Genomic DNA, 19,380 nt, shown 5'->3' with positions numbered 1-19,380 from the left:
GTGAGAGTAGGACGTCGCTGGTCTTATAATTTTGGTCCCGTGGTGTAGCGGTTAACATGCCTGCCTGTCACGCAGGAGATCGCCGGTTCGATCCCGGTCGGGACCGTCATTCCCAAAAGTGAGCACAGCGAACCCGCTGTGCTCTTTTTCTATGGAAACAATATATTTTGATTTGAAGCGGTATTCCGCTAAACTATGGAAAGACTCAAACGAGGTGAAAAGATATGAGCTTTACAATTAAGGTGCAATCGCCCGAAGAAACGGAACAACTCGCCATGCGCCTAGCTGGACTTTTGCAACCACGCGATATCGTAACGCTAGAAGGGGATCTTGGTGCTGGGAAAACCACGTTCACCAAAGGATTGGCGAAAGGGTTCGGTATCGAACGGACCGTCAATAGCCCGACCTTTAACATACTCAAGCAATATGAAGGAACACTTCAATTAAATCATTTTGACGTGTATCGCTTGGAAAATAGCGATGAAGATATCGGGTTTGATGAACTGTTCGCAGAAGAGGCCGTATCGGTAATCGAATGGGCTCAGTTTATCGAGGATTATTTGCCGGATGAGCGTTTGGGTATCGTTATTCGCCGTTTGTCTGAAGAGGGGCGCGAAGTGGAGTTTCAACCACGCGGTGTCCGCTATGAAAATCTATGCAGGGAGCTAATGCGATGATTTTAGGAATCGATACGTCAAATTCGCCTTTGTCTGTGGCTTTGGTGAATAACAATACAGTATTAATAGAAGAAACCCATAACTTGAAAATTAACCATTCTCTTACAGCTATGCCTGCGGTGGAGGAAATAATGAAAAAAGCAAAGGTTGTCCCAGGCGACTTGACCCGAATTGTCGCAGCGGAAGGGCCTGGTTCTTATACAGGAGTCCGCATCGGACTTACAATTGCGAAAACTTTGGCATGGTCGTTAAAAATCCCGCTTGTCACCGTGTCGAGTTTAAAAGTACTGACTGCGAATGCCCTAGGATTCAACGGGCTGATTTGCCCGGTGATGGATGCCAGACGCGGAACGGTTTTTACAGCGCTTTATGACGGGGATACTTTAGAAGTGGTTGTGCCAGACCAGCACAGTGATTTCAAAAATTTCTTGGAACAAGTTCGTACGTACGAACGGCCGGTATTATTTACGGGAATAGATCTTGAAATCCACCGTCCGTTGATTGAAGAAATGCTTGGGGGCATGGCTCGTTTTGCCTCGATGCAAAACCGACTTCCGCGCGCGTCAAATTTGATTGCTTTGGCAGCAGATGAGCAAGAACAAGATGTGCATCACGCGGTGCCTGAATACCGACGGATCACTGAAGCGGAAGCAAATTTGGTGAAAACCGATACAGGCACAAGCCGATGAACGGACAAGTAGCATTTCGAAAAATGACGTTGGACGATGTGGATGCGGTTTATGAAATTGAAAAAGAGTCGTTTACGCTCGCTTGGACAAAAGAAGCTTTCGAGCAGGAAATGCTGAAGAATGAGTTCGCGTATTATGTCGTGGCGGAGACCGAAAAAGGGATCGTCGGTTATTGCGGTATGTGGCTTGTGATAGATGAGGCGCATATTACGAATATCGCAATCTCGCCGTCGCAGCGCGGGAAAAAGATCGGGGAAGCATTGATGACGGCAGCAATAGAAGCAGCAAAAGCACAAGGGGCGAAGTTGATGACACTAGAAGCGCGTGTCAGCAATGTGGTCGCAATCAATTTATACAAGAAGTTAGGATTTCAAAATGGTGGCATCCGAAAAGGCTATTATACGGATAACCAAGAGGATGCCATAATAATGTGGGTGAATTTTGATGAATGAAGATAAATACGTATTAGGACTAGAAACAAGCTGTGATGAGACGGCGGCTTCTGTCGTAAAAAACGGTACGGAGATCATCTCCAATGTCGTCGCTTCGCAAATCGAGAGCCATAAGCGCTTTGGCGGCGTCGTGCCGGAAATTGCATCAAGGCATCATGTCGAGCAAATCACAATTGTTATTGAAGAAGCGCTGCAACAGGCGAATCTGGCGCCGTCTGAGCTATCGGCAGTGGCGGTCACTGAAGGGCCTGGGCTTGTCGGTGCGCTGCTTGTCGGCGTCAATGCGGCAAAGGCATTTGCTTTTGCGCATAGCTTGCCGTTAGTCGGTGTGCACCATATTGCCGGCCATATTTATGCGAATCGCCTCGAGCAGGAAATGGAGTTTCCACTTTTGGCATTGGTCATTTCAGGCGGCCATACAGAACTGATTGTTATGAAAGAACATGGCGACTTTACAGTCATCGGCGAGACCCGCGACGATGCCGCAGGGGAAGCCTACGATAAAGTGGCGCGAACTTTGAACTTGCCTTATCCAGGCGGACCGCACATTGACCGTTTAGCGCACGAAAGCACAACAGCGGTCGATTTTCCGCGCGTCTGGCTTGAAGAAGGCTCATATGATTTCAGCTTCAGCGGTTTGAAATCATCGGTATTGAACTATATGCACAATATGAAGCAGCGCGGGGAGACCCCTGTGCCGCAAGCCGTCGCAGCCGGTTTCCAAAACAGTGTCGTGGAAGTAGTGACCGAGAAGACTTTGCGCGCAGCAAGGGAATTCGGCGTCAAACAAGTGATTGCAGCGGGTGGTGTTGCAGCAAATAAAGGCCTGCGCAAGTCGCTCACGGAAGTATTTGAAAAAGAAGGCTTGCCATTTTATATTCCGCCCCTGCCGCTTTGTACGGATAATGCGGCAATGATCGCAGCGGCAGGAACGGTCATGTATGAAAAAGGGTTAACCGGAAATATGGCAATGAACGGCCATCCAGGGATGCCTCTAAGTTCGTGGATTTAACAAGCAACTGTGTCGCAATTCTTCCTGAATTGCGACACAGTTGCTTTTTTTTACGGAAAGATCCAATTAGTACAAGGACAAGGGCGGATATTTCCTGTCAATAGAGAACATTTGTACTTATGCACAGTTTGTGAACAACCTGTTTATAACCCGTCAATAAACAGTCGATTTCCTATATATTGTAGGTAATGAAGTGGAAAACTATGTGGATAAAAGAAAAAGGTGCTGTGGATAATGTGTATAACTATGTTGACAGTTGATTTTATCATGTCTCTATTGTGTACAAATCTGTGGAAATATATATTTCCTGAAAAGGTATTGACCTATATGTAGACAAAGAAAAAACCGCATACCCAGTATGCGGTTTAAGAATTCATTTCTTCCAGCTGTTCTTGCAGTTCCAGCCAGTCGGTCATTGTTTGTTCGTGTATTTGTTTCAGCTCTTCAAGGCGCGCTTGCAATGGCATGACGCGTTCGTGGTCTTGGAAAATGTCGGGTTCGCATAATTGTTCTTCCAATGCGGTGATTTCTTCATCGAGCGTTTCCATCGTCTGCTCGATTTCGGTATTTTTTCGCAGCAATTGCCGCTCAAGTTTTTTCGCTTCTTTGTCTATTTGGGAAGTCGACGTGTTTGTTTGGGCTTCTGGTTGCTGCGCTTTGGCTTCTAGGGCATCGAGTGCTGCGAGTTCTTCGGTTTCGAGCTTTTTCTCCACGTAATAATCGTAGTCGCCCAAGTATTCGGTTGTGCCGTCACGTGACAACTCGACCACTTTCGTGGCGATCCGGTTCATGAAGTAGCGGTCATGCGAAACGAATAGCAGCGTGCCCGGGTAATCGATCAATGCGTTCTCCAGCACTTCTTTGCTGTCGAGGTCCAAATGGTTGGTCGGCTCATCGAGAAGCAGCACGTTGGCTTTTTGCATCATCAGTTTGGCGAGTGCCACGCGGGCTTTTTCGCCACCGGATAAAGTCGAGACGGGTTTCAACACATCGTCCCCAGTAAACAGGAAGCGGCCGAGAATGCCGCGGATGTCTTTTTCGTTCACTTGCGGATAGTCGTCCCATAATTCGTTGAGGACTAGCTTATTGCCTTTTAAATTCGCTTGTTCCTGGTCATAATAGCCGAACTGGATGCCGGTGCCGTAATGGATTTCACCGGCGAGTGCAGGGAGTTCTTTTATGATGGTCTTGAGCAGCGTCGATTTGCCGACGCCGTTCGGTCCGACAAGCGCCAAGCTTTCGGTGCGATAGAGTTTCAGGGAGACGTTTTTGGACACGGCTTGATCGCCATAGCCGACTGATAAGGACTGGATGTTCAAGACGTCATTGCCGCTTTGCTTTTTGATTTCAAAACCGAAGCGTGCGGATTTTTCGTCGCCTTCTGGGGCATCCATCCAATCGGTTTTCTCGAGCACCCGCCGCCTGCTTTGTGCCATTTTCGTCGTGGACGCGCGGACCAGGTTACGGGCAACATAGTCTTCAAGCTTGGCTTTTTCGCCTTGCTCTTTTTCATAATGTTTGCTGTCGAGTTCATATTGCTTCGCTTTTTCGCTCAAATAGCGGCTGTAGTTGCCTGTATACTTGCGGACTTTTTTGCGCGACACTTCGTAGACGAGTGTCACGACCTGGTCGAGGAAATAGCGGTCATGCGACACGATGAGCAAAGCGCCCGGATAATTTTTCAAGAAGTTCTCAAGCCAGCTCAGTGTCTCGATGTCCAAATGGTTGGTCGGCTCATCGAGAATGAGTAATTGCGGTTTGGCAAGCAAATGCTTCGCTAGCATAAGACGGGTTTTTTGCCCGCCGGACAGTGAGACAATTTTTTTGTCGAAATCTTCCGGGTAAAACTTCATGCCGTGGAGAACAGCACGCGTGTCGGCTTCGAACTGATAGCCGCCGGCGTCTTTGAAATTGGTCTGGAGCAAATCATATTCTTCCATGACCTTGGCGTTGCGTTCGGGGTCATTATAGACATCAGGGTCTGCCATAGCGTTTTCAAGCTTACGTAGCTGCGCTTCCTGATCGCGGAAATGAACGAAGATCTTCATCATTTCCTGCCATACGGTGGCGTCTGAGTTCAAGTCGGTTTGCTGTTCGAGATAGCCGATTGATAAATCTTTCGGCATGATCAAATCGCCGCTGTCGTAGGACATTTCCCCAGCGATGATTTTCAGTAATGTTGATTTTCCGGCACCGTTACGGCCTACGAGAGCTACACGGTCGCGGTGCTGGACTTCGAGTTTGGCACCGGAAAGAATTTCCTCAGCACCAAATGATTTATGGATTTGATTAACTTGCAATACGATCATTAGGGTCACCTCTATTCTCTCTAAGTGTAGCTGATGGGAGTAAGCTTCGCAATTGAGCAAGCCTTTACATATCTAGGCTCGTCATGTAAGATTGAAACGATTTGACAACAGTTCAGAAGGAAGCGATCACATGCTTGACGAATCACCAAAAATCCCACAAGCAACAACGAAGCGGCTGCCCTTGTATTACCGGTTTCTCCAGAATTTTGCCAACGCCGGCCAGAAGCGCATTTCCTCCCAGGAGTTGAGCGAAGCGATGAAAATCGACTCCGCCACGATACGGCGCGATTTTTCCCATCTCGGTGCGCTCGGGAAAAAAGGCTACGGCTACGATGTCCAGGAGCTCTTGGAGTTTTTTCGCAAGACGCTCGATCAGGACGAAGCGACCAATGTCGCCTTGATCGGTGTCGGCAGTCTCGGCAGCGCGTTTTTGAAATATAATTTTCACCGCAACCACAACACGAAAATCATCCTCGCCTTTGATACGAACAGCCCGCACGAAGGACAAAAGATCAGCGGCATCGATACGTATCATCCGGACTTGATCGAAGCGAAGATCAAGGAGTACGGAGTTGAAGTGGTGATTTTGACCGTGCCGTCGCGCTCGGCGCAGGAAGTGACTGACCGGCTCGCGCAAACGGACATAAAAGGTATACTCAATTTCACGCCGGTGCGCATTTCAGTGCCCGACCATATCCGTGTCCAGACGATCGATTTGTCGGTCGAGCTGCAGACTTTGATCTACCAGATCAAGCATGATTAACATAAAACCTTCACATTTGAAAGGCCTTTGGAAATAGCCAAAAGGCCGCGTTTCATGTAAACTAGAAGCATACTACAGGAGGTGCCTCATATGCCAGGTCCATTAAGTTTAATCGTTATCGGGGTTGTCGCATTGCTGATTTTCGGCCCGAAAAAATTGCCGGAACTAGGTAAAGCATTCGGTTCTTCCCTGCGCGAGTTCAAAAACGCCACAAAAGGGTTGGCGGATGACGACGAAGATGACAAGAAAGTCGAAGCAGCGAAGAAAAACCAACTAGACAAGAAAGACGAGCACAAGTAACCCGATAGGATGTTTGTCCGATGACTCAACAAAATGAAATGACGGTAGTTGAACATATAGGTGAACTCAGAAAACGGCTGACCTTGATAGTCGTTTTCTTTCTGTTGGCGCTCATTGCGGGATTCTTCCTTGCCGAGCCGCTGATCCGCTATTTGCAGTTCAGCGAAGAGGCGCGGAATTTGACGCTGAACGCGTTCAAGATAACCGATCCGATCAAAATTTACATGCAAGTGATGATGATTTTGGCATTGATCATCACCTCGCCATTGATCATGTATCAGTTTTGGGCGTTCATCAGCCCGGGGCTTCATGACAGGGAGCGGAAAGTGACGCTCAGTTACATTCCATTTTCCGTGTCGCTGTTTATCGGCGGCATCGCGTTTTCATATTTGATCTTGTTTCCGTATGTGATCGGATTTATGCTCAATATTTCGGAAAGCTTGGAGATTCAAGAGACGATCGGTATCAATGAGTATTTCCAGTTTTTGTTCCAGATTACCTTGCCGTTCGGTTTTATTTTCCAGCTGCCGGTGTTGATGCTGTTTTTGACGCGTCTTGGGATTTTGACGCCGATGATGATGACGAAGTACCGCAAGTATGCGTATTTGGCGCTGGTGACGATTGCCGCCTTCATCACGCCGCCGGACATCGTGTCGCATTTGATTGTGACCTTGCCGCTGATATTGTTGTATGAGTTCAGTGTGGTGATTGCACGTATCGGCTATCGCAAGTTCCTGCGGGCAGAACAGCAGCAGGCAATTGAAGAACAGACAGAAGACCTTCCGCCGAAGTGATGGTGGAGGGTTTTTTTGTTTTGAGAATGGAAAAGAAATGTAAATGACTTGCGGTCTGTCTCCAGGTGGATGCTTGCTGAGGGGCGGGAATCGAGCCTCCTCGTCGCTTGAAACGCTGCTCCCACATCTGCAAGCAGATGCGTCGCAAATGAATGTGCTCAGCGATGCCTCGCTCATTCATTGCCTGCGGGGTCTCTCAAACCCGCTGATCCCTCAGGCGTCACCACCTTCCATTCCGTCTCTAAATTTCGTCGCACGGAGGAGCTTGCTTGTGGTACTAAATTAGACATTAAAACCGCTAAATCGCTAAGAGTAAGTGTTAGACACACTGTTATATTTCTAGATATATTGTGAGTTCATCTCCTAGCTTTCCAGGGAAGTGATTCCCCAACTAGCCGGAACAGTTTCCAGAACCGGCAATTTTTGAACTAACAGTTACCGAAGAAATTACTCAGCCGAACCGCGCTGCGGGTGAGCCGATGCCATGAGACAGGTGCCTTTGCTGGCTTATGGCTTATGGCTTATGGCAAGAGGCCAACCCAAAGCGGGAGGCGAAATCACAAGATGACGCCGAGGTGAATACCGTGAACTTTTCCGCATACTTTAACTAACAAACACTACACCTTGACTAGGGAAGTGATTCCTCAACTAAAAATTAATTTTGAAGAAAGAAAAACGCCGCTCCAACCGAGGAGCGGCGTTTACTAGTATTATTGCAAGTTTTCCATTTGTTTCAGGAAGTTTTCGATTTTGTCCATATTGAGTTGGATGAGCATGACATAGCCGTTGAGCATAATGTGTGCGATGATCGGTGTGATGATGCGCTTCGTGCGCTGGTAGAGGGCTGCCAGGATCAAGCCGGTGGTAAAGTATAGCAATAGGTGCGTGAACTCCATATGGACGAGCGCGAAGGCGAGTGCGCTGATGGCCGTGGCAAACCAGAAGTTCATCGTTTGGTTCAAGGAGCCGAAGACGACTCTGCGGAAGACGAGCTCTTCGAGTATTGGCCCGAATAAGACGACGGCAATGATCGCGTATGGGACGACTTCTGCGATGCGGACGAGCGTCTGGGTGTTTTCAGAGCCAGGATCGATGCCGATCGCCATTTCAATCATGGCGGCAATCGATTGGCCGATGATCAACAGCAGAAAGCCGAAGATGCCCCAGCCGATTGCAGCGGCCATGCTCGATTTTTGGCCTTTCCATATATTGAAGAAGTTGCGGTCACGCAATATGAGCAGCATCGTGACGAGAAAGCCGATGCCCATCGTCAGGAAGATGAGCCAGCCGGAAGTGGACGCGCGTGCTGTCGCATCGTCGAGTCCTTGGTCACGGAAATAGCCGAGTGTCGGGCCGATGAAGAAAATCGGCAAAAGCTGCACGGCGATGAAAACGAGCAGGACTAAAAGTGGGGTGCGCATGCCTTTACGTTTGTGCCCTTTCGCTTTCAAGGATGCAGCGGTTTTATGTGTTGTGGTCATGTAGTCAAATTCCTTTCTTTTCAAGTACTTCTTTTATTGTAGGGCTTAACAGAAAATCCCGCAAAGAATTCAAGATGAGACAGGGTTTCTGCTTGCAATTGACTGAAGATTTTATTAAACTTATCTATGGGTTAGCACTCAAGAGTAGAGAGTGCTAAGAAACTAATAGCTAGTTAATTTAAGGAGGGTGTTTCAATTGTTAAGACCATTAGGAGATCGTGTCATCATTGAGCTCGTTGAAGTGGAAGAAAAGACATCTAGCGGAATCGTCTTGCCAGGATCTGCGCAGGAAAAGCCGCAGGAAGGTAAAGTGATTGCGGTAGGGAATGGCCTTATCCGTGAAGATGGACAGCGCACAGAGCTGGACGTAGCAGAAGGAGACCGCATCGTCTTTTCGAAATACGCGGGCACAGAATTCAAATACGAAGGCAAAGAATACTTGATCTTACGTGAAAACGACATTCTCGCGATTGTCGGTTAATTAACCATAAATTCTTTTCAATAGGAGGAACCGAATCATGGCAAAAGAAATTAAGTTCAGTGAAGATGCACGTAGTTTGATGCTGCAGGGTGTAGATAAATTAGCGGACGCGGTAAAAGTGACGCTTGGGCCAAAAGGGCGCAACGTTGTACTTGAGAAGAAATTCGGTACGCCGCTTATCACAAACGATGGTGTAACGATCGCCAAAGAAATCGAACTTGAAAACGCTTTTGAAAACATGGGTGCGAAATTGGTGGCGGAAGTTGCTTCAAAAACAAACGACATCGCAGGTGACGGTACAACGACTGCGACGGTTCTTGCGCAAGCAATGATCCGTGAAGGCTTGAAAAACGTTACAGCTGGCGCGAACCCTGTAGGCATTCGCCGCGGGATCGAAATGGCAGTGGAAAGCGCTGTCGCAGGATTGCAGTCCATTTCCCAGCAAATCGAAGGCAAAGAATCGATTTCACAAGTAGCGGCGATTTCTTCTGGCGACGAGGAAGTCGGCAAATTGATCGCGGAAGCAATGGAGCGTGTCGGCAACGATGGCGTCATCACTTTGGAAGAATCACGCGGCTTCACGACAGAACTTGATGTCGTTGAAGGTATGCAGTTCGACCGCGGTTATCAGTCTCCATACATGGTCACTGATTCCGATAAAATGGAAGCGGTTCTTGAAAACCCGTTCATTCTTGTAACTGACAAGAAAATCGGCAACATCCAAGAAATCCTTCCAGTGCTCGAGCAAGTTGTTCAGCAAAGCAAACCGCTTCTCATCATCTCGGAAGATGTTGAAGGCGAAGCGCTTGCGACACTCGTCGTGAACAAATTGCGCGGTACATTCAACGCAGTGGCAGTAAAAGCTCCTGGATTCGGCGATCGCAGAAAAGCGATGCTCGAAGACATTGCGGCACTCACTGGCGCTGAAGTGATTACAGAAGACCTCGGTCTTGACCTTAAATCCACCAACATCTCGCAGCTTGGCCGCGCATCGAAAGTCGTCGTCTCTAAAGACAATACAACCATCGTTGAAGGCAACGGCGACTCTGAGAAAATCATCGCGCGTGTGACACAGATCCGCAGCCAGTTGGAAGAAACTACTTCTGAGTTCGACCGCGAAAAACTGCAGGAGCGCCTAGCGAAACTTGCGGGCGGTGTGGCAGTCATCAAAGTCGGCGCAGCAACTGAAACAGAACTGAAAGAGCGCAAATTGCGCATCGAAGACGCATTGAACGCAACGCGTGCAGCCGTTGAAGAAGGCATCGTCGCAGGTGGCGGTACCGCTTTGATCAATATCTATAACCAAGTGGCGGAACTTGCGACGCATCAAGAAGGCGACGTCGCGACAGGCATCAACATCGTCCTTCGTGCACTTGAAGAGCCGGTACGCCAAATCGCAACGAACGCGGGTCTTGAAGGGTCGATCATCGTTCACCGCCTAAAATCCGAAGAAGTCGGCATCGGCTTCAACGCAGCAACAGGCGAATGGGTCAACATGCTCGAACAGGGCATCGTCGATCCAACTAAAGTGACGCGTTCAGCACTTCAAAATGCAGCATCCGTTGCGGCTATGTTCCTGACTACTGAAGCAGTAGTGGCAGACTTGCCAGAACCAGCAGGACAAGGTGGCGGCATGCCTGACATGGGCGGTATGGGCGGCATGATGTAATTCTTGCTAACTAAAAAAGAGAGAACCTTGTGGTATAAAGGTTTCTCTCTTTTTTTTTGTCTAAATTGAACTCCTTATAAGTTGCTTGACTGAAGAATTCGGAATTTTCTAACCGTTCGACTTAATATGATAATCTACAAAGATAAAAACAATAAGTCATATAAGTTCAAAATATGTCGGCGCTTACATAAACTTACCCTTATGTGACACCTGTCACTAGCCCCTCACTGGTACCTCCCGTAAATTAGGGAGAGTAAATAGCTAATTTCAATAAGAAATATGCATCTAGAGGAGAATTTTTGAATGAAGAAAATAGCTTGGATTACGGATACAGCTGCGCAATTAGACGAAGCTTTCATCGAAAAACATAATGTACATGTCCTGCCCCTTAGTGTTGTTTTTGACGAAGGGTCATATAGGGAGTCCATCGACCTTACACAGGAAGAATTTTACGATAAATTACGCTTAGCGAAAGTTTCGCCTAAAACCTCACAACCTGCAATCGGAGAGATGCTTGCTCTATATGAAAAATTGCAGTCGGAAGGCTACGATTTTGCGATTGCTTTGCACTTATCAAGTGGGCTTTCCGGCACATTTGACAGCGCGCAGTCGGCTGCGGAAATGGCTGACTTTAAAGTGTATCCTATTGATTCGAAAATCGGTTCTTTCCCGATGGTGAAAATGATAGAAATCGGCGATAAACTGTTTGCAGAAGGAAAAGATGCCGAAGAAGTTGTTGCAACAATCAAGAGAATGACAACTAAATCGCATTTATCCTTTATTCCTTCGAGCTTGAACCAATTGCATAAAAGTGGACGTGTTTCCGGCACACAAACATTCTTAAGTAATATCTTGAACATTAAACTGGTCATTACTTTTGTGGATGGAAAAACAGTTATGAAAGAAAAAGTCCGTTCAAACAAGCGGGCAAAATATAGCGTGAATTCTGCACTTCGTAAGGATATGGAGACCGGCACTGTACCGGAAGTTGCGGCTATTCATTGCAATAATGCCGCTGGCGCAGAAACCTGGAAGAACGAGCTCTTGCAAGAGTTTCCGGATTTAAAAGTACAAGTTGTCCCACTGAGTGTTTGCGTGGGCGTTCATGCGGGTGAAGGAACGACAGGATTAAGCTGGGTTGCTTATTAATTTTTATTTCAAAGTTTGAATAGAAGCAATAAAAAAGACCGCTAACTCTATCATGGAGTTAGCGGTCTTTTGAATTTCTATGCATCAGAAGGGGTAGTCTATACAAAAGGCATATTGACTCTTCAACTTACGGGCAGTCAGTTGCAGAGTACTTTTCACTAGTTTTCAACAAACTAGCCAGATTGTTGAACATCCTATAATTATCTATGATAAACTTTAGGAAAGATAGTGAAATATTGTAATTAATAAGAGTATATAGATGTATACTTAGGGCTTTTGTATTTAAAATTATACATATTTTTTTAATGTTTCGATGGACCAATAATACTAATTTATGATGATAATCGAGGTGCTTTATGGCAGTAGCGTTGGAAGAATTAGAGCGGTATAAGAATTTTGATGAGCTGGCTAGAGATGTACTTGATCTTGCAAAAGAAATCATGCCGGACCAATTGATTTATTTAAGCTCTGTCAGCGATACGCAGCAAATTATCTTGAAGCTCTCAAATGATGATTCAAATATTCTCGTGACTGAAGGAATGGTCATCAATTTGAATGAAACTGTTTGCAATCGAATTGATTTCGAAAAGAAACAACCATTAATTTACGAGAATATCCGGGAAGAAATTGGTTCGGACGATTTACGAAAAGTACTCGAAGCAGCCAATATTAAGTCTTATTTGGGGATTCCTATTTCTCATATCAATGGGGACAAGTTTGGTACATTATGTGTAGTGCATGATGAAGAAAGCCATTACGATAGCAAGAGCGTAAAGTTGTTGCAACGGATTGTCAGGATGTTTTCTTATTATTTGGAGCTGGAGCGGTGTGCTTATCGGGATTCTTTGACTGATCTATACAACAGGCATTATCTATCAAAGTATTTTGATAGCCATTCTAATATGGGAGGAGTGATTTTCTTCCTTGATTTGGATGGGTTCAAAAAGGTCAATGATACTCACGGCCATGATGCAGGGGACTTGGTGTTAAACGAAGTCGCTCTAAGGCTTCAAAACTTTGCAGGTGAGTACGATGATGCTTTTGCGGTTAGATTAGGGGGAGATGAATTCATCGTTAATTTCCCTCAGCTATCTAGCAGAGAGGAAATGAGTAAGCGAGCGGAACATTTACTCGCCACCTTGAGTTCGTGGAATGCCGAATATCAACTCTCTGCAAGTATTGGAATTGCACCTTATCCTGCCGATGGTGAGAACAATTTAAAAACGCTTCTTAAAAATGCAGACCAAGCCTTATATCGCGCAAAAACAGCAGGAAAGAACGCTTATAAGTTTTTTGAAATAGAACAAGCGCCAACTCTTTGATGGGAGCTGGCGCTTGTTGTATAGAAGAAAATAATTGGAGGATGCCGGCTGTTGATAAGCAGATGGGTCCGAATGGTAGCCAAAAAGTGACAGATCGGATAAGGGATAAACACTTATGAATTCCTTGTTCAAAGCACCTCTCTTTCCACAAACACGGGAATCATGTAAACTGTATAAGGTTAAGAAAAAATGAGATGACGTTACAACTACAGCAGATGTTTTTGAATTCAATATAAATGAAATAAGAATTTTTGGATGAAGGGCTGGCCGTTCATCCCGTAATGAAAGGATTGGAATTGGGATATGAAAGAGAATTTTTGGCGTGAGTTGCCACGACCGTTTTTTGTATTAGCGCCGATGGAAGATGTCACGAATGTTGTGTTTCGCCATGTAGTAGCTGAAGCGGCTAGGCCCGATGTGTTTTTTACAGAGTTTACGAACACGGAAAGTTATTGTCACCCGGAAGGCATACTCAGTGTGCGTGGACGCTTGACGTTCACAGAAGATGAACAGCCGATGGTGGCTCACATATGGGGCAACAAGCCCGAGCATTTCCGGGAGATGAGCATCGGCATGGCCAAGCAAGGCTTTAAAGGGATCGATATCAATATGGGCTGTCCGGTGCCGAACGTCGCCTCAAAAGGAAAAGGCAGCGGCATGATCAACTATCCCGACAATGCAGAAGAAGTCATTGAGGCAGCGAAGGCTGGCGGATTGCCTGTCAGCGTCAAGACGCGCCTCGGCTACAGTTCCGTGGACGAGTGGAGAGGGTGGCTGACCCATATTTTGGAGCAGGATATCGCCAACCTATCGATCCACTTGCGCACCAAAAAAGAAATGAGCGCGGTGCCTGCCCATTGGGAACTGATTCCGGAGATCAAGGCATTGCGTGATGAAATAGCGCCGGATACACTTCTGACGATCAATGGAGATATTCCAGATCACCAAACAGGCTTGGAGATCGCCAATAAATACGGCGTCGACGGCGTCATGATCGGGCGCGGGATTTTCCATAATCCTTTCGCGTTTGAAAAAGAGCCGAGAGAACATAGCAGCCAGGAATTGTTCGACCTCTTGAGGCTGCACTTGGACCTTCATGATAAATACTCCACAGAAATCGGGCCGATCTCATTCAAACCGCTGCGCCGTTTCTTCAAAATTTATGTCCGCGGAATCCGTGGAGTCGGTGAATTGAGAAATGATTTGATGTATACCGAGACGACCGACGAAGTGCGTACATTGCTTGATGCCTTTCAGTTGGTCGCGAGCGGTACTGACCAGAGTTGAATCCGGAATAGAAAAAGCGCCAACTTCTATAAAGGAGTTGGCGCTTTTTTGCCTAATGCTCATCACAAATGCAGCGCTTCAGCTTATTACAAATAGCCCTTCCCGTGCTATAATAAATAACTTAGGATAACGATGCGTTTTTCTTAATATAATGGAAGCCTGAACAGCCTCCAGTCATTCAAATATGGAGGTGTAACAAAATGAATAAACGATGGACGATCGATAAAATCAGAGCATTCGTCAATACCAATTCCGATAGCAAATTATTGTCGAAAGAATATCACGGGTTTTCCCAAAAGCTGCTGTTTAAATGTGCATGCGGCAATAATTTCGAGAAGACCTTTACGAAGTTCAACAAAAACAATCAGCGTAAATGTGATGTGTGCCAGCCGCCGAAAGCGTCGCGCGGGCAAGAAGAATAAATGATAGAAGCGCCAATTCCCATATCGGGGATTGGCGTTAAGGCTGTCGAGAAACTCCAAGTAGCCGTATTTTCCGAAGCTTATCGCTCGCTTTCCGTGGGGCGGGAAGTGAGCCTCCTCGTTCGCTGCGCTCTCTGCGGGGTCTCTCAAACCCGCTGATACCACAGGAGTCGAGCGAACACTTCTCCAAACACTTAAATAGCTCACACATTGGTGGATGCTGTAAAAGGATCCACTTCTTACAACTTATAGAAGGTTTTAGACTTATTAAACATTCTGAACGTCAATTCCCATGCCGGGGATTGGCGTTTTTGTATTGCTTAAAAAAGTGTAAACCGGCACTAACTATCTGCTAGTTTGAGAGTAAATTGATGAGTGACTGTCCCTTTTAAGTTCTGCTCCATAGCAAGTCGATTAACCCCCGTAGAAGGTGGATTCTTTTAGAGGTATTAAAAGTAAACAAAGTAGACATCAAAAGTTAAAAAAGTACAGGTGATATTAAAAGAGTGCTAGTGAAAGCGCTATCATTAAAGTTTTCGGAATTTATACTTAAAGAGTAATTACTTATATTTACAAAGGGAGAGGGGAAAAGATATGAAAAAGAATTTTAAAGGATTTATGTTCCTGGTGGTCATGGCATTGTTCGTATTGGTTGCAGCAGGATGTAGCAACGAAGGGTCAGCGGGTTCAGGCTCAGGGGTGGATGTCGGAATCGTTCTACCGACGAAAGATGAACCACGTTGGGTACAGGATGAACAGCGCTTTAAAGATGCATTAGCGGACTCGGATTATTCGACTGAGATTTTATTCAGCCAGGGCTCTTCGGCAAAAGAAAAAGAGAACGTTGAAGCTTTATTAAATAAAGGGATTAAAGTATTAATCATTACACCACATGACGGTCCTGCAGCGGCTGCGGCAGTTGAGGCAGCAAAAGCGGATGACGTCACAGTTATTGCTTACGACCGGCTGATCACAGACACGGACGCAATTGACTACTATGTAACATTCGATTCATTGGCAGTAGGCGCGGCGCAAGCCCAATATTTAATCGATAATGCAGAAGGATCGAATATCCCGTTGTACTTGTATGCAGGAGCTTCATCTGATAATAATGCATTCCTGTTTTTCCAGGGAGCATGGGAAGTGCTTCAGCCGAAAATTGCTGACGGTACATTCAAAATCGCCAATTCCAGTGAAGCGGAAACTTTGAAAGATACAAAAGAATTGGATCGCAATCAATTGAGCAAAATTATCGGCCAGGTTACAACAAACTGGGATTCAAACGAATCCAAGAACAAAGCCCAGACGCATTTGACTTCAGTAAGTGAAGAGTTGAAAGGCGATGTTGCGATTCTTGCTCCAAATGATGGCACTGCACGTTCGATTGCAGATGTATTCGCATCAGACTCTGCTGTAACGGATTACACGATCACTGGCCAGGATGCTGAGAAAGCTTCCATTCAATACATTATTGACGACAAGCAATCGATGACTGTGTTCAAGGATGTCCGCACCCTGGTACAAGATGCAATGGGCATGGCAGTTGAGATTCTAGATGGCAACGACCCGGAAACAACCGGTTCTTACGATAATGGAGCAGGTGAAGTAAAAGCGAAGCAGACTGACGTCATTGTTGTCGACAAAGAGAATGTGAAATCCGAATTGATCGACACCGAATATTATGGAGCAAGCGAATTTACAGGAATCGAGTAAAAACAATAGGATTTAGAAATAGTGATAGAACTTTCTATCACTATTTCTCCATTCCTTGACGTTTTCGTAAGGGAGGCGAAAAAATGAGCGACTATATTTTAGAAATGAATGGAATTTCAAAGGAGTTCACAGGAACCAAGGCTTTGGATGACGTGAATTTTAAAGTGGAACGTGGAGAAATTCACTGCTTGATCGGGGAAAACGGAGCAGGGAAATCGACCCTTATGAAAGTGCTAAGTGGAGTATATCCATTCGGTACATATGAAGGGGACATCGTCTTCGAAGGACAAGTCCAGCAATTCAATGAAATCAACGACAGTGTAAAAGCAGGAATCGCCATCATTTATCAGGAGCTGGCGCTGTTTCCAGATTTGACAGTGTATGAAAATATTTTTGCCGGCAATGAAATCAGAAAAGGCCCATTTGTGGATTGGAATGAAACGATTGTCCGGTCAGCTGAAATGCTGAAAAAGGTGAAATTGAATGTGGATCCGGAAACATTGATCAAAGATTTGGGTGTAGGCAAGCAACAGTTGGTTGAAATCGCAAAAACACTCAGTAAAGATGTGAAACTGCTGATTTTGGATGAACCGACAGCGGCCTTGAACGAAAATGACAGCGAAAACCTATTGGAGCTGCTGAAGGAATTGAGATCACAGGGCATTACGTGCATTATGATTTCCCACAAACTGAAAGAAGTCATTTCCATTGCCGATAAAGCGACGGTTTTAAGAGACGGAAAAACGATCTGTACGTTGGATGCCCATAAGGGTGAAATATCCGAAACTATCATCATTAAAAATATGGTGGGCCGGGAAATCGCCGACATTTATCCGAAGCGCCTGGATCATCAATTCGGTGAGACGGTGCTCGAATTGAGTGACTGGTCGGCATATGATTCCCAACTTGGCCGCCATATGGTTAAGAAGGCGAATGTCCACGTGAAACAAGGGGAGATTGTCGGAATCGCAGGGCTGATGGGGTCCGGCCGGACGGAATTGGCGCTGAGCATTTTCGGAAACCCGAAAAAATACAAATTGCAAGGTGACATGAAGATCAATGGCCAGCCGGTTCACTTCAAGCATACGAGCGACGCGATCAAAGCGGGCATCGCTTATGTTACCGAGGACCGTAAAGGCAATGGCTTGTTCTTGATCAATGATATCAAGAACAACATAACGGCAGCCCACCTGAAAGGAATCTCTCATCGCGGAGTGCTCAATTTGAATGAGGAAGTGAAAGTAGGGTCTGAGTATAGGAAATCCCTGCACATCAAGACCAGCTCACTCGAACTGGCAGTCGGCAAGTTAAGCGGGGGCAACCAGCAAAAAGTGTCGCTCGGCAAATGGTTGTTTACAGGGCCGAAAATTCTGATTCTCGATGAACCGACTCGCGGCATCGATGTCGGGGCAAAATTTGAAATCTATACCATCATGAACGAACTGATCAAGCAAGGCATGAGTATCATCATGATTTCTTCTGAACTGAACGAAATTATCGGTATGAGTGACCGGATCTATGTTATGGCAGAAGGGGCAATTACCGGCGAATTATCGAGAGAAGGAACGACTCAAGAAGCCATTATGGAACTGGCAACGCAATAGGGGGTATGTATCAATGAGTTTTTTAAATGAAGCGAGATTCCTGATCAAAACAAATATCCGCGATTACGGAATGTATATTGCATTGTTTGTCATCATGCTGACATTTTCCGTTATGACTGACGGCTTATTCATGTCATCCCGCAACATCAGCAACCTGCTCGATTCAGCAGGCTATATCGCTGTTCTTGCAGTCGGGATGACGCTGGTCATCGTTATCCGCCACATCGATTTGTCGGTGGGCTTTGTCGCTGGATTCCTCGGCGCGGTTGCAGCGATTTTCCTGACGCAGATGGGCATGTCTGTCTGGCTCGTCATCCCGATCGTATTGGTTTTCGGCATCATCATCGGACTGTTCAATGGTTTTCTGATAGCGAAAATCGGCATTCCAGCCTTCGTGGCAACGCTTGCCGGCATGCTGATTTTCCGTGGGGCACTGTTGAATGTTACGGAATCCACGGGCACCATCATCGTAAACGATGATTTATTTAATGCACTTGGCAACGGCTTTATCCCCTCGCTGGTAGAAGTGAACGGGCTGCATCTCTTGTCGCTGCTTGTTGGTTTTATCGGCATCGCTCTTTATATTTACAGTGAAATATCAACTCGCCGCAATAAAGTGAAGTATGGTTTCGATGTGATTTCCCCTCAAATCTTCATCTTTAAATTGCTATTCGTATCTTTTATTATCGGTTATATCACCTGGGTCCTCGCAGGTTACAACGGCTTTTCGTGGACGGTCGTCATCATGCTTCTAGTCGTTGTTGTCTATCATTTCCTGTCGACGAAAACCGTCCTTGGGCGCAATATTTATGCAGTCGGCAGCAATCCGGAAGCGGCACACCTGAGTGGCATCAATGTTACAAAAATCACAATGATTGTCTTCGGTTCGATGGGGATGCTCGCCGCATTGTCCGGCATCCTTTTCACAGCACGCCTGCAGTCTGCCACAACTACGGCAGGAACTTTATTCGAACTTGATGCGATTGCTGCAGCTTATGTCGGCGGGGTTTCTTCAGCGGGCGGCGTAGGTAAAGTCACCGGTGCCATCATCGGAGCAATCGTCATGGCTTCTTTATCCAGCGGCATGAACTTGCTGGGTGTCGGTATTTCCTATCAGTATATGATTCGCGGAGGAGTTTTGGCCGCAGCTGTCATTTTTGATGTAATGACGCGCAAACAGCGTAGCTAAAATCGATCCCTATAATTGCAGAACAGCGCCTTCCAATTTGGAGGTGCTTTCTTTATATATTAAGAGT

General features: G+C 46.2%; 18 protein-coding genes and 1 tRNA gene. 17 read left to right on the top strand and 2 right to left on the bottom strand.

What is annotated here, in order from left to right; all coding sequences use genetic code 11:
• The first annotated feature begins 33 nt into the window (after positions 1-33).
• The 5 genes from J7E21_RS14360 to tsaD all read left to right on the top strand — a co-directional run bounded on the left by J7E21_RS14360 (position 34) and on the right by tsaD (position 2,830).
• Positions 34-106: transfer RNA gene (locus tag J7E21_RS14360), tRNA-Asp, on the top strand.
• A gap of 118 nt (positions 107-224) precedes the next feature.
• On the top strand, positions 225-677 hold the full coding sequence (gene tsaE, locus J7E21_RS14355; RefSeq protein WP_215108965.1) for a tRNA (adenosine(37)-N6)-threonylcarbamoyltransferase complex ATPase subunit type 1 TsaE: 453 nt from the start codon (positions 225-227) through the stop codon (positions 675-677).
• Positions 674-1,366, top strand: a complete 693-nt coding sequence (gene tsaB / locus J7E21_RS14350) for a tRNA (adenosine(37)-N6)-threonylcarbamoyltransferase complex dimerization subunit type 1 TsaB (RefSeq protein ID WP_215108957.1) — start codon at positions 674-676, stop codon at positions 1,364-1,366. Before tsaE ends, tsaB begins: the two co-directional genes overlap by 4 nt.
• Entirely contained in the window at positions 1,363-1,818 is a 456-nt protein-coding gene (gene rimI, locus J7E21_RS14345; RefSeq protein WP_215108955.1) for a ribosomal protein S18-alanine N-acetyltransferase, read from the top strand. The genes tsaB and rimI overlap by 4 nt, the downstream gene beginning before the upstream one ends.
• The gene (gene tsaD / locus J7E21_RS14340) at positions 1,811-2,830 is read left to right on the top strand and encodes a tRNA (adenosine(37)-N6)-threonylcarbamoyltransferase complex transferase subunit TsaD (protein WP_215108953.1); all 1,020 of its coding nucleotides are present in this window, start codon (positions 1,811-1,813) and stop codon (positions 2,828-2,830) included. The genes rimI and tsaD overlap by 8 nt, the downstream gene beginning before the upstream one ends.
• A gap of 365 nt (positions 2,831-3,195) precedes the next feature.
• On the opposite strand, the gene J7E21_RS14335 is transcribed toward tsaD, so the two are convergent.
• Entirely contained in the window at positions 3,196-5,139 is a 1,944-nt protein-coding gene (locus tag J7E21_RS14335) for an ABC-F family ATP-binding cassette domain-containing protein (protein ID WP_215108951.1), read from the bottom strand.
• A 130-nt stretch (positions 5,140-5,269) separates the two neighbouring features.
• Between J7E21_RS14335 and J7E21_RS14330 the strand changes: the two genes are divergently transcribed.
• The 3 genes from J7E21_RS14330 (at position 5,270) to tatC (ending at position 6,996) form a co-directional block, all read left to right on the top strand.
• Positions 5,270-5,902 (top strand): redox-sensing transcriptional repressor Rex, encoded by a 633-nt coding sequence (locus J7E21_RS14330; RefSeq protein ID WP_215108949.1) that lies wholly within the window; start codon positions 5,270-5,272, stop codon positions 5,900-5,902.
• A 90-nt stretch (positions 5,903-5,992) separates the two neighbouring features.
• The gene (locus J7E21_RS14325; protein WP_215108947.1) at positions 5,993-6,202 is read left to right on the top strand and encodes a twin-arginine translocase TatA/TatE family subunit; all 210 of its coding nucleotides are present in this window, start codon (positions 5,993-5,995) and stop codon (positions 6,200-6,202) included.
• Positions 6,203-6,222: 20 nt separating this feature from the next.
• Entirely contained in the window at positions 6,223-6,996 is a 774-nt protein-coding gene (tatC, locus tag J7E21_RS14320) for a twin-arginine translocase subunit TatC (protein WP_215108945.1), read from the top strand.
• A 710-nt stretch (positions 6,997-7,706) separates the two neighbouring features.
• On the opposite strand, the gene J7E21_RS14315 is transcribed toward tatC, so the two are convergent.
• Entirely contained in the window at positions 7,707-8,477 is a 771-nt protein-coding gene (locus J7E21_RS14315) for a CPBP family intramembrane glutamic endopeptidase (protein WP_215108944.1), read from the bottom strand.
• Positions 8,478-8,673: 196 nt separating this feature from the next.
• Here J7E21_RS14315 and groES point away from each other — a divergent pair, with 196 nt between their 5' ends.
• The 9 genes from groES to J7E21_RS14270 all read left to right on the top strand — a co-directional run bounded on the left by groES (position 8,674) and on the right by J7E21_RS14270 (position 19,313).
• Entirely contained in the window at positions 8,674-8,958 is a 285-nt protein-coding gene (gene groES / locus J7E21_RS14310) for a co-chaperone GroES (RefSeq protein ID WP_215108942.1), read from the top strand.
• Positions 8,959-8,995: 37 nt separating this feature from the next.
• Positions 8,996-10,627 carry a chaperonin GroEL gene (gene groL, locus J7E21_RS14305; protein WP_215108940.1) on the top strand — a complete coding sequence of 544 codons (1,632 nt, stop codon included), beginning with the start codon at positions 8,996-8,998 and terminating at the stop codon, positions 10,625-10,627.
• Positions 10,628-10,930: 303 nt separating this feature from the next.
• On the top strand, positions 10,931-11,776 hold the full coding sequence (locus J7E21_RS14300; protein ID WP_215108938.1) for a DegV family protein: 846 nt from the start codon (positions 10,931-10,933) through the stop codon (positions 11,774-11,776).
• Between the two features lie 356 nt (positions 11,777-12,132).
• Positions 12,133-13,098, top strand: a complete 966-nt coding sequence (locus tag J7E21_RS14295) for a sensor domain-containing diguanylate cyclase (protein ID WP_215108936.1) — start codon at positions 12,133-12,135, stop codon at positions 13,096-13,098.
• Positions 13,099-13,401: 303 nt separating this feature from the next.
• On the top strand, positions 13,402-14,385 hold the full coding sequence (locus J7E21_RS14290) for a tRNA dihydrouridine synthase (RefSeq protein ID WP_215108935.1): 984 nt from the start codon (positions 13,402-13,404) through the stop codon (positions 14,383-14,385).
• Between the two features lie 200 nt (positions 14,386-14,585).
• On the top strand, positions 14,586-14,807 hold the full coding sequence (locus J7E21_RS14285; RefSeq protein WP_215108933.1) for a hypothetical protein: 222 nt from the start codon (positions 14,586-14,588) through the stop codon (positions 14,805-14,807).
• A gap of 594 nt (positions 14,808-15,401) precedes the next feature.
• The gene (locus tag J7E21_RS14280) at positions 15,402-16,520 is read left to right on the top strand and encodes a sugar ABC transporter substrate-binding protein (RefSeq protein ID WP_215108931.1); all 1,119 of its coding nucleotides are present in this window, start codon (positions 15,402-15,404) and stop codon (positions 16,518-16,520) included.
• A gap of 83 nt (positions 16,521-16,603) precedes the next feature.
• Entirely contained in the window at positions 16,604-18,124 is a 1,521-nt protein-coding gene (locus tag J7E21_RS14275; protein ID WP_215108929.1) for a sugar ABC transporter ATP-binding protein, read from the top strand.
• A gap of 13 nt (positions 18,125-18,137) precedes the next feature.
• Positions 18,138-19,313 (top strand): sugar ABC transporter permease, encoded by a 1,176-nt coding sequence (locus J7E21_RS14270; RefSeq protein WP_215108927.1) that lies wholly within the window; start codon positions 18,138-18,140, stop codon positions 19,311-19,313.
• Positions 19,314-19,380: the final 67 nt, after the last annotated feature.

Source organism: Planococcus sp. ISL-109 (assembly GCF_018613655.1).
Lineage (GTDB): Bacteria > Bacillota > Bacilli > Bacillales_A > Planococcaceae > Planococcus.
The sequence above is the reverse complement of the archived record's forward strand: the minus strand, read 5'-3'. Positions and strand labels throughout refer to the sequence as shown.

Excerpts from the sequence above, each read along its gene's own strand:
- tsaD (WP_215108953.1), top strand. The coding sequence starts at position 1,811 with ATGAATGAAGATAAATACGTATTAGGACTAGAAACAAGCTGTGATGAG.
- groL (WP_215108940.1), top strand. The coding sequence starts at position 8,996 with ATGGCAAAAGAAATTAAGTTCAGTGAAGATGCACGTAGTTTGATGCTG.
- J7E21_RS14290 (WP_215108935.1), top strand. The coding sequence starts at position 13,402 with ATGAAAGAGAATTTTTGGCGTGAGTTGCCACGACCGTTTTTTGTATTA.
- J7E21_RS14325 (WP_215108947.1), top strand. The coding sequence starts at position 5,993 with ATGCCAGGTCCATTAAGTTTAATCGTTATCGGGGTTGTCGCATTGCTG.
- J7E21_RS14270 (WP_215108927.1), top strand. The coding sequence starts at position 18,138 with ATGAGTTTTTTAAATGAAGCGAGATTCCTGATCAAAACAAATATCCGC.
- tatC (WP_215108945.1), top strand. The coding sequence starts at position 6,223 with ATGACTCAACAAAATGAAATGACGGTAGTTGAACATATAGGTGAACTC.
- J7E21_RS14315 (WP_215108944.1), bottom strand. The coding sequence starts at position 8,477 with ATGACCACAACACATAAAACCGCTGCATCCTTGAAAGCGAAAGGGCAC.
- J7E21_RS14335 (WP_215108951.1), bottom strand. The coding sequence starts at position 5,139 with ATGATCGTATTGCAAGTTAATCAAATCCATAAATCATTTGGTGCTGAG.
- J7E21_RS14285 (WP_215108933.1), top strand. The coding sequence starts at position 14,586 with ATGAATAAACGATGGACGATCGATAAAATCAGAGCATTCGTCAATACC.
- rimI (WP_215108955.1), top strand. The coding sequence starts at position 1,363 with ATGAACGGACAAGTAGCATTTCGAAAAATGACGTTGGACGATGTGGAT.
- J7E21_RS14295 (WP_215108936.1), top strand. The coding sequence starts at position 12,133 with ATGGCAGTAGCGTTGGAAGAATTAGAGCGGTATAAGAATTTTGATGAG.
- J7E21_RS14330 (WP_215108949.1), top strand. The coding sequence starts at position 5,270 with ATGCTTGACGAATCACCAAAAATCCCACAAGCAACAACGAAGCGGCTG.
- tsaE (WP_215108965.1), top strand. The coding sequence starts at position 225 with ATGAGCTTTACAATTAAGGTGCAATCGCCCGAAGAAACGGAACAACTC.
- tsaB (WP_215108957.1), top strand. The coding sequence starts at position 674 with ATGATTTTAGGAATCGATACGTCAAATTCGCCTTTGTCTGTGGCTTTG.
- J7E21_RS14275 (WP_215108929.1), top strand. The coding sequence starts at position 16,604 with ATGAGCGACTATATTTTAGAAATGAATGGAATTTCAAAGGAGTTCACA.
- J7E21_RS14280 (WP_215108931.1), top strand. The coding sequence starts at position 15,402 with ATGAAAAAGAATTTTAAAGGATTTATGTTCCTGGTGGTCATGGCATTG.
- J7E21_RS14300 (WP_215108938.1), top strand. The coding sequence starts at position 10,931 with ATGAAGAAAATAGCTTGGATTACGGATACAGCTGCGCAATTAGACGAA.